Below are 12,402 nucleotides of genomic sequence, written 5' to 3'. Positions count from 1 at the left end.
CGTTACCTCAGCTTCAGCGTGGAAAGGCCGGCCAGCACCAGCATCATGGTGATGATCCAGAAGCGGACCACGACCTGGGTCTCCTTCCAGCCTTTCAGTTCGAAGTGGTGATGCAGCGGCGCCATCAGGAACACGCGCTTGCGGGTCAGCTTGAAACTGGCGACCTGGATCATTACCGACAGCGCTTCCATCACGAACAGTCCGCCCATGACGAACAGCACGATCTCCTGGCGCACGATCACCGCCACCGTGCCGAGCGAGGCGCCCAGCGCCAGTGCGCCGACGTCGCCCATGAACACCTGGGCCGGGTAGGCGTTGTACCAGAGGAAGGCCAGGCAGGCGCCGGCCATGGCCGCGCAGAACACCACCACTTCATGCGCGCCCGGAATGTGCGGCAGACCGAGGTAATGGGCGAAGCCGCTGTGGCCGGCCACATAGGCGAACACCGCCAGCGCCGAGGCCACCATCACCACCGGCATGGCGGCCAGACCGTCGAGGCCGTCGGTCAGGTTGACCGCGTTCGAGGTGCCGACGATGACGAAATAGGTGAGAACGCAGAAGCCGACCACCCCGAACGGATAGACGACGTTCTTGAAGAACGGCACGATGAATTCGGTCGAGGTCGGCAGCGTCGCGGTGGTGATCAGATAGACGCCGGCGCCGATGGCGATCAGCGACTGCCAGAACATCTTGGCCCGGGCCGAAATGCCCTTCGGGTCCTTGTAGACCACCTTGCGCCAGTCGTCGTAGAAGCCGATGGCGCCGGTACCGAACATGACCGCCAGCAGCAGCCACACGTATTTGTTCGACAGGTCCGCCCACAGCAGGGTGGTGATGCCGATCGACATCAGGATCAGCGTGCCGCCCATGGTCGGCGTGCCGGCCTTGACCAGATGGGTCTGCGGACCGTCGCTGCGCACTGCCTGGCCGACCTTCAGCTCGGTCAGCTTGCGGATGACCCAGGGGCCGGAGAACAGCCCGATGCCGAGCGCAGTCAGGCTCGCCAGCACCGCGCGCAGCGTGATGTAATTGAGAACGTTGAAGGCGCGGACATATTCCCCGAGCCAGTCGGCCAGCCAAAGTAACAACTCGTACTCCCTGTGTCCGCCGCGTACGGCGAACCCTGTTTTTCTGTTTGCGACCGGTGGTCCGGTCGCCGCTTGTTCTCCGCCGCCGGCTCAGTGGCCGGTCGCGGACTTTCCGGTCAGCGCGGCGACCACCCGTTCCAGCTTCATGAAGCGTGAGCCCTTGACCAGCACGGTCGAACCGCGCCCGGTCGCAGCCAGCGCCTGCAGCACCGCGTCGATGTCCGCGCCATGCACGGCACCGGCACCGAACGCCTGCGTCGCCCCGGCACTGTGCTCGCCGATGGTGACCAGGTGACGGATGCCGTGTTCGCGGGCGTAGCGGCCGATTTCGGCATGCAGCGCAGGGGCTTCGGCCCCCAGTTCGCCGATATCGCCGAACACCAGCCAGGTATCGCCACCACAGCCGGCCAGCACGCGGATCGCGGCATGGACCGAGTCGGGGTTGGCGTTGTAGGTGTCGTCGATCACGGCGGCACCGTTCAGTGCCGTGGCCGGCGCCAGCCGGCCGGCGACGCCGGCAAAGGCATCCAGTCCGGTCGCGACATCGGCCAGCGAGGCACCGAGGGCCAGCGCCACCGCAGCGGCAGCCAGCGCATTGGCGACCATGTGGTCACCGGGTACGTGCAGCGTCACGGCGGCCTCGCCCTGCGCCGTCACCAGCGTGAAGCGGCTGCCGTCGGCCTGCGCGACCAGATCGCGGGCATGGACGTCGCCGCGCGTCAGGCCGAACTCGACCCGGCGGCGGCCGGCGGCCGCAACCCGGAACAGATCTGCATGCGGATCGTCGGCATTCAGCACGGCGACACCGTCCGCCGGCAGGCCGGCGTAGATTTCCGCCTTGGCCCGCGCCACCGCCTCGACACTGCCGAAGTAGCCGATATGCGCGCGCATCGCGTTGTTGACCAGCGCCACGCGCGGCCGGGCCAGCCCGGACAGCCAGCTGAGCTCGCCGGCGTGGTTCATGCCCATTTCGATCACCGCCGCACGATGGCCGGCGGACAGTTGCAGCAGGGTCAGCGGCTGGCCGATGTCGTTGTTCAGGTTGCCATGAGTAGCCAGCACGGCGGCGTCGCCATATTGCGCGACCAGGATCGCGCGCAGCATTTCCTTGACCGTGGTCTTGCCGTTCGAGCCGGTGATGCCGGCCAGCGGCAGCGCGAAGCCACGACGCCAGCGGGCAGCCAGGTGGCCGAGTGCGATGCGGGTATCCGGCACCTTGATCAGCGAGGCGCCGTCGAGTTCGAAATCGCAACGCACGACGGCGCCCACGGCGCCGGCCGCCAGCACGTCGGCGACGAAGTCATGCGCATCGAAACGTTCGCCCTTCAGCGCAACGAACAGGTCGCCAGGCCGGACCTGGCGACTGTCGGTCACCACGCGGGCAAAGTCCGCATCCGGTCCGGTGTGCACGGCATACAGTGCATCGGCGGCGGCGGACAGGCTCAGCATGCTCATGGCCGCGTCCCCCAGCTGGCCAGCGCGTCCTCGGCTTCCCGCACGTCGCTGAACGTGTGCTTGACGCCCTTGATGTCCTGGTATTCCTCGTGGCCCTTGCCGGCGACCAGAATCATGTCGCCGCTGCGGGCATTGCTGACCGCCCAGCGGATGGCGGCGCGGCGGTCGGCATCGACATGGCCCGGCGCACGCATGCCGGCAACGATGTCGTCGATGATCGCCTGCGGGGCTTCGGTGCGCGGGTTGTCGCTGGTGACGACGGTGATATCGGCCAGCTGTTCGGCAATGGCCCCCATCATCGGCCGCTTGCCGCGGTCGCGATCGCCGCCGCAGCCGAACACGCAGAACAGGCGGCCACCGGCCGGCCGCAGCACGGCCAGCGCGCCCAGCGCCTTTTCCAGTGCGTCCGGCGAGTGGGCGTAATCGACCACCACCCGCGGCTCGTCACCGCTGCCGACGCGCTGCATGCGCCCGCGCGCCGGCTGGATGCGGCCGAGAATGCGGCAGGCTTCGTCCAGCGCCACGCCATTGGCGCACAGCGCCGCCAGGCAGGCGAGCAGGTTCGAGGCATTGAAGCGGCCGAGCAGCGGCGAATCGATATGGCCCTCGCCCCACGGCGTGACCACGTCGAGGTGCAGCCCGTCCAGGCTGGCGATGAACTTGCGCGTGCGCACATCGCCCTGGTCGATGCCATAGGTGATGACGCGGCCGGCTTCGGCGCGGGTGGCAAGCTCGCGACCGAACGCATCGTCGGCATTGATGATTGCGTGACGCAGCCCGACCCAGTGGAACAGCCGTTCCTTGGCCGCGCCGTACGCTTCCATCGTGCCGTGGTAGTCGAGGTGGTCGCGGGTCAGGTTGGTGAAGACGGCGGTGGTGAAGGCGACGCCGTTGACGCGGTGCTGGTCCAGCCCGTGGCTGGACACTTCCATCGCCACCGCACTGGCGCCCTGGCGGCGGAAACCGGCCAGCGAGGTCTGCACGGTGACCGGGTCCGGCGTGGTGTGGGTGCTGTCGGCCAGTTCACCGAAGAAGCCGTTGCCGACCGTGCCGATCAGCGCGGTCTTGCGATTGTTCAGGGTCAGCGCCTGGGCCAGCCAGGTAGTGATCGAGGTCTTGCCGTTGGTGCCGGTCACGCCGATGACGGTCATGGCCCGGCTCGGGTCGCCGAGGCGGTGGCTGGCGATCACGCCCGCGCGTGCGCGCAGGTCGGGCACGGCCAGGTTGGGCACATCCCATGCAGGGTTCCAGGCGAAGCCGTCGGCCGGGTCCCAGGCCACGCCGCCGGCGCCCTGGGCAATCGCCTGGGCAATGTAGTCGCGACCGTCGGCGTATTCGCCACGGAAGGCCAGAAACAGGTCGCCCGGCAGCACGCGGCGGCTGTCGGACGTGACGCGATCGGGACGCAGTCCCAGCGAATCGAGTTGCGCCGGGTCCCATTCCGGCAGATTGATGAGGCGGGAAATCATGTTTCTTCTTTCACTAGCGGCACATCGGCCGGGAACAGCGTGTTGTTGGTCGGCGCATCGGGCTCGACGCCCAGCATGCGCAACCCGTCCGCCATGACCTTGGCGAACACCGGGGCGGCGGAAATCCCGCCGTAAATCATGCCTCTTTCATTGCCGGGCTCATCGAACATCACGGCGACGATCAGCCGTGGCCGCGTCGCCGGCGCAAAGCCGACAAAGGACGCCACGTATTTCTTCACGTAGCGCCCGCCTTCGAGCTTCAGCGCGGTGCCGGTCTTGCCGGCAACGTGGTAGCCGAGCACCTGCGCGCGTGGCGCGGTGCCGCCCGGCTCGGTGACCTTGATCATCATGTGGCGGATGGTGCGCGCCGTCTGCGCCGAAATGATGCTCTTGCCCGGCAGCGGCGCATCCAGCTTGGTAAACGAGATCGGCAGCATTTCGCCGTCGTTGGTGAACACGGTGTAGGCACGCGCCATCTGGATCAGGCTGACCGAAATGCCGTGGCCGTAGCCCATCGTCGCCTGCTCGATCGGGCGCCAGGTTTTCCACGGCCGCACATGGCCCGCGGCTTCACCGGGGAAGCCGGTCTGCGGCCGCCGGCCGAAGCCGATGTCGTTGAAGAACTGCCACATGGTCTTCTGCTGCAGCAGCAGCGCGATCTTGCTGGCGCCGACGTTCGACGATTTCTGCAGGATGCCGCCGATGTCCAGCTCCGGATACAGGTGGGTATCCTTGATCAGCGCCGGGCCGATGGTATAGCTCCTGGTATCGAACACCTGCTCGGCACGGATCAGGTGGTCGTCGAAAGCCTTGGCGATGACCAGCGGCTTCATGATCGAGCCCGGTTCGTACTGGTCGCTGAGCACGCGGTTGCGCATCTCCGCCGGTTTCAGGTCCCAGCGGTTGTTCGGGTTGTAGGTCGGCAGGTTGACCAGGGCCAGCGTTTCGCCGGTCTGCGCGTCGAGCACGACAATGCCGCCGGCCTTGGCGCCGCTGGCTTCCATGCCGGCCTTCAGTTCGCGATAGGCGAGGTACTGGACGCGGCGGTCCAGCGACAGCGCCAGGGTCTGGCCGTCACGCGGGCGCTCGATGGCGGCCACGTCCTCGACGATATGACCGCGACGGTCCTTGATCACGTGACGGCTGCCGGCGTGGCCGGCCAGCATCTTGTCGCGCGACAGCTCCATGCCTTCCTGGCCGCGCCCGTCCATGCCGGTGTAGCCGACCACCTGGGCCATGATCTCGCCGGCCGGGTAGTAGCGGCGGTATTCGCGCTGGGTCGACACGCCGGGAATGGCGAGCTTGACCACTTCATCCGCCAGTTCCGGGCGGATCTGGCGTTTCAGGTAGACGAACTCGCGCCGCTTGTCGGCAAACTTGCGCGCGATGTCCTCGGGCTTCAGGTCCAGCAGCCGCGCCAGCGCATTGATCTTCTCGACCGGCACCGCATCCATGTCGGCCGGACTGGCCCAGATCGACTGTACCGGGGTGGAGATGGCCAGCGGTTCGCCGTTGCGGTCGGTAATCATCCCGCGCGTGGCTTCCAGCGTCAGCGTGCGGCTGTAGCGGGCCGAGCCCTGCCCCTGCAGGAAGTCCTGCTTGATGACCTGCAGGTAGATGGCGCGGGCCAGCAGCGCGCCAAACAGCACGCCCAGCACGCAGCCGACGATTTTGACCCGCGACGCGGGCAGGCGCAGGCTCTGGTTCTGCCGGCGCGGAATGCCGCCGCGCGGGGTGTGGATCGCCCCGACGCGGGTCATGGCCGGCTCCCGAGGGTAATGACCTGGATTTCACGCGTGTCCGGCATGTGCATGCCGAGCGCGTCGGTGGCGCGGCGCTCGATCAGCGCATGCGCCGCCCAGGTACCCTGTTCCAGCCGCAGGCGGCCGTATTCGACGTCAAGCTCGTGGGCAAAACGCTGTTCCTTCTGCAGTTCGCCATACCGCTTGCGCGATTCGAACCGGCAGGTGATGACCGACAGGGCACAACCGATCAGCACGACCAGCAGCAGAAGGTGGCTCCGGGTCATGTCGACGGTCCCCAGCGCACATTGTTGCGTGACGCGACGCGCATGATGGCGCTGCGCGCGCGCGGGTTCGCCGCCAGCCGTTCGCTGCCCTCGCGCACCGGTTTGCCAAGCAGCGCCAGCGGCGGCTGCGGCAGGTCGGCGGCGCGGATCGGCATGCCGCGTGGCAGTTCGGGCGGCGACGACGCGGCGCGCATGAACTGCTTGACGATGCGGTCTTCCAGCGAATGGAAGGCGATGACCACCAGGCGGCCGGCCGGCAACAGCCGCGCCGCAGCCTGCGGCAGCACGGCTTCCAGTTCGTCCAGCTCGCGATTGATGAAGATGCGGATGGCCTGGAACGTTCGCGTGGCCGGGTCCTGCCCGGGTTCGCGCGTTCGCACGCAGCGCGCGCACAGCGCCGCCAGTTCGCGGGTGGTGTGAAGCAGCGTGCCGTCGGCGCGGTTCTGCACGATGGCACGGGCAATGGAGGCGGCGAAGCGTTCCTCGCCGTATTCGCGGATCACGCGACGGATATCGTCCTCGCTGGCGCTGTTCAGCCAGTCGGCCGCCGTCTGGCCGCGCGTGGTATCCATGCGCATGTCCAGCGGTGCGTCGAAGCGGAAGCTGAAACCACGCTGCGCGTCGTCGATCTGCGGCGAGGACACGCCGAGATCCATCAGCACGCCGTCGACCCGTTCGACGCCGAGCCGGTCCAGCTCGTCCGCCAGGGTTTCAAAGCCGGCGTGGACGATGGTCAGGCGCGGATCATCGATGCGGCCGGCCTCGGCAATGGCCAGCGGGTCCTTGTCGAAGGCGATCAGCCGGCCTTCGGGCCCGAGCCGGGACAGGATCAGGCGCGAGTGTCCCCCGCGTCCGAACGTGCAATCCACATACACGCCGTCCGCGCGCACGGCGAGGGCCTCGACAGCCTCGTCAAGCAGCACGGTAATATGTTGCAGCGGCGTGCTCACAATGAAAATTCTCCCAATTGGCCGGTCAGTTCGCCCGGCGGCAATGCCAGGGTCGCCATGGTCTCGGCGTCCCAGCGGTCTTCGTCCCACAATTCAAAGCGCCGGCCCATGCCGACCAGCACCACTTTCTTGTCCAGCCCGGTCATCTGCCGGAGTTTGGCCGGCAGCAGCACGCGGCCGGCGCTGTCCATCTCCAGCGTTTCGGCGTGGCCCAGCAGCAGGCGCTGGTAGCGCAGCGCGGCCGGGTTGTTGGCCGGCAGGGCGGCAATTTTCTCCGCCACCGGCAACCAGGTTTTCTGCGGATACACCAGCAGGCAATTCAGCGATTCGAGCGTCACCACCAGCCTGTCGCCGAAATCGGCGCACAGGGTCTCGCGGTGCCTGGCCGGAATGGCAAGGCGACCTTTGCTGTCGAGACTGAGGGTGCTGACGCCGCCTAACATGATGGCCCGATGCGTTCCTGGTTTTCCCTGGGGGGAATAATCCACTTTAATCCACTTTCCCCCACATTCCGCCACTATAAGGATTCGACAAAATCCGGTCAATGACCATCCTGCGCGATTCACCTTGCAGGACAAGCACTTAGAGAATTTGCCGAATGGGAAAAAACGGAAAGAATCAGCGGCTTGCTGCAGCGCCCACACGGCAAAAACAGTAAAAGGCCCCGCAAGGGGCCTCGTACTGTGGACTGCCGGGAAAATGACGAACGGTCAGTGCCTCAGGCCAGCTTCTGACGCAGGATTTCCTGCACCTGGCCCGGATTTGCCTTGCCGCGGCTGGCCTTCATCACCTGACCGGCCAGCGCGTTCAGCGCTTTTTCCTTGCCGGCGCGGAATTCCTCGACCGCCTTCGGGTTGGCCGCGATCGCTTCCTCGACCAGCTTTTCGATCGCGCCGGCATCGGACACCTGCTTCAGCCCGTCGCGTTCGATGATGGCGTCGGCATCGAGTTCGCCGTCCCACATCGCGTCGAACACCTGCTTGGCCAGCTTGTTCGACAGCGTGTTGTCGGCAATGCGGACCAGCAGGCCGGAGAAGCGTTCGGCCGACACCGGCACATCGGCCAGCGTCTTTTCCTCACGGTTCAGACGCGCGGCGATTTCACCGGCGATCCAGTTCGCGGCCAGCTTGCCCTGTCCGGACAGCTTCGCCACCGCCTCGAAATAACGGGCGGTATGCAGATCCTGGGTCAGCGCACCGGCGTCGTAGGCGGACACGCCATAGGCATCGATAAAGCGGGCCTTCATCTCGCCCGGCAGTTCCGGCATGTCGGCGCGCACGGCGTCGAGGTCGGCATCGGTCACTTCGAGCGGCAGCAGGTCCGGGTCCGGGAAGTAGCGGTAGTCGTGCGCGTCTTCCTTGCTGCGCATCGCGCGGGTTTCGCCACTGTCCGCATCGAACAGCACGGTGGCCTGCTGGACGCGCCCGCCGTCCTCGATGGTATCGATCTGCCACTGGATTTCGGCATTGATCGCCTGTTCGAGGAAGCGGAACGAGTTCAGGTTCTTGATCTCGCGCCGGGTACCGAATTCGGCCTGGCCAAACGGACGGATCGACACGTTGGCGTCGACGCGGAAGCTGCCTTCCTGCATGTTGCCGTCGCAGATGCCGAGCCAGGTCACCAGCCCGTGCAGGGTCCGCGCATAGGCGACCGCCTCGGCCGCCGAGCGCATGTCCGGCTCGGACACGATTTCCAGCAGCGGCGTGCCGGCGCGGTTCAGGTCGATGCCGGTCACGTGCTGGAAGGCCTCGTGCAGCGACTTGCCGGCGTCTTCCTCAAGGTGGGCACGGGTCAGACGCACGGTCTTTTCCGCCTCACCGACCCGGATCACCAGCTCGCCGCCCTCGACGATCGGCAGCTCGAACTGGCTGATCTGGTAGCCCTTCGGCAGGTCGGGGTAGAAGTAGTTCTTGCGGGCGAAGATCGACTTGCGATTGATCTTCGCGCCGATGGCCAGCCCGAAGCGCACGGCCTTTTCCATGGCGGCCCGGTTCATCACCGGCAGCACGCCCGGCAGCGCGATGTCGACCGCGCTGGCCTGGGTGTTCGGCGCGGCGCCAAAGGCGACGCTGCTGCCGGAAAAGATTTTCGACTGGGTCGAGAGCTGCGTATGCACCTCAAGCCCGATGACGACTTCCCATTTCATCGCTTCAGTACCTATTTTTCGTAGATTTCCGCAATCACCGGCACCGGCACGTTGTGGCCTGGCACTTTCGGGTTGCTCATCAGGATCTTCAAGCCCTGCCGCGCCAGTTCGACCAGTTCGCGTTCGCTGCGCACACGCACGAAATCACGCTCCAGGTGGGTCGGACTGGCGGCGAGCAGGCCGTCGCGGAACCGGTGCGGCGTCAGCACGGTGCCGATCGCCTTGCCGCGGCGCACGATATGTCGAAGCTTCTCGCTCACGACGCCGGCGCCTGTCGGTGCCAGTCGGTCGACTGCTGGAACTGGTGGGCAACGTTCAGCAGCTGTGCCTCGCGGAAATAGTTGCCGATCAGCTGCACGCCGATCGGACGGCCACTGGCGGAGAAGCCGGCCGGCATGCTCATGCCCGGCAGACCGGCCAGGTTGACCGCCAGCGTGTAGATGTCGGCCAGGTACATCGCGACCGGATCGTCACCCTTCTCGCCCAGGTTCCAGGCCGGGGTCGGCGCCACCGGGCCGAGGATCACGTCGCACTGCGCGAACGCGGCACGGAAATCGTCGGCCAGCAGGCGGCGGATCTTCTGCGCCTGCAGGTAATAGGCATCGTAATAACCGTGCGACAGCACGTAGGTGCCCATCAGGATGCGGCGCTTGACCTCGGCGCCGAAGCCTTCGGCGCGCGATTTTTCGTACATGTCGGTCAGGTCGCGGTATTCGGCCGCACGGTGGCCGTAGCGCACGCCGTCATAGCGGCTCAGGTTCGAGCTGGCTTCGGCCGGGGCGATCACGTAGTAGGCCGGGATCGACAGCTCGGTCTTCGGCAAACTGACTTCGACGATGCTGGCCCCGAGCCGCTTGAGCTCGGCCACGGTCGCATCAACCACCCGCGCCACTTCGGCATCCAGCCCGTCGGTGAAGAATTCGCGCGGCAGGCCGACCTTCAGCCCGGCCAGCGACTGGCCCAGCTCGCGGGTGTAGTCCTCGGCCGGACGGTCGAGGCTGGTCGAGTCGCGTTCGTCGAAACCGGCCATCACGTTCAGCATCAGCGCGCAGTCTTCGGCGGTCTGCGCCATCGGGCCACCCTGGTCCAGCGAACTGGCGAAGGCGACCATCCCGTAGCGGCTGACGACACCATAGGTCGGCTTGATGCCGGTAATGCCGCAGAACGACGCCGGCTGGCGGATCGAGCCGCCGGTATCGGTACCGGTGGCAACCGGCACCAGCCGCGCGGCCACGGCGGCGGCCGAGCCGCCGGAGCTGCCGCCGGGCACCGCGCCGTGATCCCACGGGTTGCGCACCGGGCCATAGAACGAGTTCTCGTTCGACGAGCCCATCGCGAACTCGTCCATATTGGTCTTGCCGACGGTCACGAAGCCGGCCTGCTTGCAGCGCGACACCACGGCGGCGTCATACGGGCCGATAAAGGTGTCGAGCATCCGCGATGCGCAGCTGGTCTTCATGCCTTCGGTGACGAACAGGTCCTTGTGCGCCAGCGGGATGCCGGCGAAACGCGGGGCCTGTCCGGCGGCGCGGGCCGCATCGGCCGCGCGGGCGGCGGCCAGCGCGACGTCGCGGTCGGCAATGGTGATAAAGGCATTGAGTGCCGGGTTGGCGCGTTCGATGCGGTCAAGCGCATCGGCAACCAGTTCGGCCGCCGATGCCTGTTTGCCGGCGAGCGCGTCGGAAAGCTCTTTTAGCGTGTATTCCATGTCGGAGCGGGCAGTATCTTGATATAAAGGGAGGCGGCCGGCACGAGGCCGGGCACGGTAATGCGTTATTCGATGACTTTCGGCACCAGGTAGAGGCCAGCCTCGACCTGCGGCGCCACGGCCTGGAACGCATCGCGGTGATCGGTTTCCGTCACGACGTCCGCACGCAGACGCAGGCTGACGTCCTGGGGATGCGCCATCGGCTCGACACCTTCCGTGTCGACTGCGCGCATCGCCTCGATCAATCCGAGGATGCCATTCAACTGACCTTGCACCGCCATCCGTTCCTCGTCGCTGACCCGGAGCCGGGCAAGCCGGGCAATCCGGGTGACATCTTCGGTCGTGAGCGCCATAAAAACCTCGTTAATGCCTTAATATTTAGAACTTTGTAGGGTATCATACCGCGCCGTTTCGCCCAAGCTTCCGCCACCGGCGGATTTGCCCCCACACACGGAATTTCGGGCCGTCGCAAAACGCGGCGTCCCTGATCAGGATTGTTACATGCTCCGTTCCATTACCGGTTATTTCTCTCACGATCTCGCGATCGACCTTGGCACCGCCAACACGCTGATTTACGTCACCGGCAAGGGCATCGTGCTTAACGAACCCTCTGTGGTCTCGATCCACCACGAGTCGAATTCGAACAAGAAGACCATTCTCGCCGTCGGCCTCGAAGCCAAGAAAATGCTCGGCCGCACCCCGGGAAGCATCTCGGCCATCCGCCCGATGAAGGACGGCGTGATCGCTGACTTCACCGTCACCGAGCAGATGCTCAAGCAGTTCATCAAGAAGGTCAGCCCGAGCCGCTTCCTGTCGTCCAGCCCGCGCATCGTGATCTGCGTGCCGTGCGGCTCGACCCAGGTCGAGCGCCGCGCCATCAAGGAATCCGCGCTCGGCGCCGGCGCGCGTCGCGTCGAACTGATCGAAGAGCCGATGGCCGCGGCCATCGGTGCCGGCCTGCCGGTCGAGGAAGCCACCGGTTCGATGGTGGTCGACATCGGCGGTGGCACGACCGAAGTCGGCGTGATCTCGCTGGGCGGCATCGTCTACTCGAACTCGGTTCGCGTCGGCGGCGACAAGTTCGACGAGTCGATCATCAACTACATCCGTCGCAACTACGGCATGCTGATCGGTGAAACCACGGCCGAAGAGATCAAGAAGACCATCGGTTCCGCCTTCCCGGGCGCCGAAGTCCGCGAGATGGAAGTCAAGGGCCGCAACCTGGCCGAAGGCATTCCGCGTTCGTTCACCGTGTCGTCGAACGAAATCCTCGAAGCGCTGACCGAGCCGCTGAACCAGATCGTGTCCGCCGTGAAGATCGCGCTGGAACAGACACCGCCGGAACTCGGCGCCGACATCGCCGACAAGGGCATGGTGCTGACCGGTGGTGGCGCGCTGCTGCGCGATATCGACCGCCTGCTGCAGGAAGAAACCGGCCTGCCGGTGTTCGTTGCCGAAGACCCGCTGACCTGCGTGGTTCGCGGCTCCGGCAAGGCACTCGACAAGCTCGACAAGGCCATCGGCACCATCTTCACCAACGATTGATCCCTTTGCAGT

General features: G+C 66.2%; 12 protein-coding genes. 1 reads left to right on the top strand and 11 read right to left on the bottom strand.

The features are described 5' to 3' along the window. Window positions 1-2 precede the first annotated feature (2 nt). From mraY to gatC, 11 genes are all read right to left on the bottom strand, one after another. Window positions 3-1,088 (bottom strand): phospho-N-acetylmuramoyl-pentapeptide-transferase, encoded by a 1,086-nt coding sequence (gene mraY / locus ACYVG8_RS12405; protein ID WP_107888860.1) that lies wholly within the window; start codon window positions 1,086-1,088, stop codon window positions 3-5. A 90-nt stretch (window positions 1,089-1,178) separates the two neighbouring features. Next, window positions 1,179-2,543 carry a UDP-N-acetylmuramoyl-tripeptide--D-alanyl-D-alanine ligase gene (locus ACYVG8_RS12400; protein WP_460745911.1) on the bottom strand — a complete coding sequence of 455 codons (1,365 nt, stop codon included), beginning with the start codon at window positions 2,541-2,543 and terminating at the stop codon, window positions 1,179-1,181. Then, window positions 2,540-4,012, bottom strand: a complete 1,473-nt coding sequence (locus tag ACYVG8_RS12395; RefSeq protein WP_028498490.1) for a UDP-N-acetylmuramoyl-L-alanyl-D-glutamate--2,6-diaminopimelate ligase — start codon at window positions 4,010-4,012, stop codon at window positions 2,540-2,542. The genes ACYVG8_RS12400 and ACYVG8_RS12395 overlap by 4 nt, the downstream gene beginning before the upstream one ends. Next, entirely contained in the window at window positions 4,009-5,772 is a 1,764-nt protein-coding gene (locus tag ACYVG8_RS12390; RefSeq protein WP_036385458.1) for a peptidoglycan D,D-transpeptidase FtsI family protein, read from the bottom strand. Before ACYVG8_RS12390 ends, ACYVG8_RS12395 begins: the two co-directional genes overlap by 4 nt. Beyond that, window positions 5,769-6,041 (bottom strand): cell division protein FtsL, encoded by a 273-nt coding sequence (ftsL, locus tag ACYVG8_RS12385; protein ID WP_028498492.1) that lies wholly within the window; start codon window positions 6,039-6,041, stop codon window positions 5,769-5,771. Before ftsL ends, ACYVG8_RS12390 begins: the two co-directional genes overlap by 4 nt. After that, on the bottom strand, window positions 6,038-6,991 hold the full coding sequence (gene rsmH / locus ACYVG8_RS12380; RefSeq protein ID WP_028498493.1) for a 16S rRNA (cytosine(1402)-N(4))-methyltransferase RsmH: 954 nt from the start codon (window positions 6,989-6,991) through the stop codon (window positions 6,038-6,040). The genes ftsL and rsmH overlap by 4 nt, the downstream gene beginning before the upstream one ends. Next, window positions 6,988-7,434 (bottom strand): division/cell wall cluster transcriptional repressor MraZ, encoded by a 447-nt coding sequence (gene mraZ / locus ACYVG8_RS12375; protein WP_028498494.1) that lies wholly within the window; start codon window positions 7,432-7,434, stop codon window positions 6,988-6,990. Before mraZ ends, rsmH begins: the two co-directional genes overlap by 4 nt. Before the next feature lie 275 nt (window positions 7,435-7,709). After that, complete coding sequence (gatB, locus tag ACYVG8_RS12370; protein ID WP_107888864.1) at window positions 7,710-9,137, bottom strand: Asp-tRNA(Asn)/Glu-tRNA(Gln) amidotransferase subunit GatB; 1,428 nt, start codon at window positions 9,135-9,137, stop codon at window positions 7,710-7,712. An 11-nt stretch (window positions 9,138-9,148) separates the two neighbouring features. Continuing rightward, window positions 9,149-9,397: a hypothetical protein gene (locus tag ACYVG8_RS12365; protein ID WP_028498496.1), complete on the bottom strand. Its 249-nt coding sequence runs from the start codon at window positions 9,395-9,397 to the stop codon at window positions 9,149-9,151. Continuing rightward, window positions 9,394-10,845, bottom strand: a complete 1,452-nt coding sequence (gene gatA, locus ACYVG8_RS12360) for an Asp-tRNA(Asn)/Glu-tRNA(Gln) amidotransferase subunit GatA (RefSeq protein ID WP_028498497.1) — start codon at window positions 10,843-10,845, stop codon at window positions 9,394-9,396. Before gatA ends, ACYVG8_RS12365 begins: the two co-directional genes overlap by 4 nt. Window positions 10,846-10,910: 65 nt before the next feature. Further along, window positions 10,911-11,198, bottom strand: a complete 288-nt coding sequence (gene gatC, locus ACYVG8_RS12355) for an Asp-tRNA(Asn)/Glu-tRNA(Gln) amidotransferase subunit GatC (RefSeq protein WP_028498498.1) — start codon at window positions 11,196-11,198, stop codon at window positions 10,911-10,913. A gap of 148 nt (window positions 11,199-11,346) precedes the next feature. Here gatC and ACYVG8_RS12350 point away from each other — a divergent pair, with 148 nt between their 5' ends. Next, the gene (locus tag ACYVG8_RS12350) at window positions 11,347-12,390 is read left to right on the top strand and encodes a rod shape-determining protein (RefSeq protein ID WP_028498499.1); all 1,044 of its coding nucleotides are present in this window, start codon (window positions 11,347-11,349) and stop codon (window positions 12,388-12,390) included. The last annotated feature ends 12 nt before the right edge of the window (window positions 12,391-12,402 follow it).

It is taken from the genome of Microvirgula curvata, assembly GCF_054781615.1.
This window is presented reverse-complemented; position numbering and strand designations above follow the sequence as displayed.

Coding starts and splice junctions, on each gene's coding strand:
- ACYVG8_RS12390 (WP_036385458.1), bottom strand. CDS start 5,772: ATGACCCGCGTCGGGGCGATCCACACCCCGCGCGGCGGCATTCCGCGC.
- ftsL (WP_028498492.1), bottom strand. CDS start 6,041: ATGACCCGGAGCCACCTTCTGCTGCTGGTCGTGCTGATCGGTTGTGCC.
- ACYVG8_RS12350 (WP_028498499.1), top strand. CDS start 11,347: ATGCTCCGTTCCATTACCGGTTATTTCTCTCACGATCTCGCGATCGAC.
- gatC (WP_028498498.1), bottom strand. CDS start 11,198: ATGGCGCTCACGACCGAAGATGTCACCCGGATTGCCCGGCTTGCCCGG.
- gatA (WP_028498497.1), bottom strand. CDS start 10,845: ATGGAATACACGCTAAAAGAGCTTTCCGACGCGCTCGCCGGCAAACAG.
- ACYVG8_RS12400 (WP_460745911.1), bottom strand. CDS start 2,543: ATGAGCATGCTGAGCCTGTCCGCCGCCGCCGATGCACTGTATGCCGTG.
- mraZ (WP_028498494.1), bottom strand. CDS start 7,434: ATGTTAGGCGGCGTCAGCACCCTCAGTCTCGACAGCAAAGGTCGCCTT.
- ACYVG8_RS12395 (WP_028498490.1), bottom strand. CDS start 4,012: ATGATTTCCCGCCTCATCAATCTGCCGGAATGGGACCCGGCGCAACTC.
- gatB (WP_107888864.1), bottom strand. CDS start 9,137: ATGAAATGGGAAGTCGTCATCGGGCTTGAGGTGCATACGCAGCTCTCG.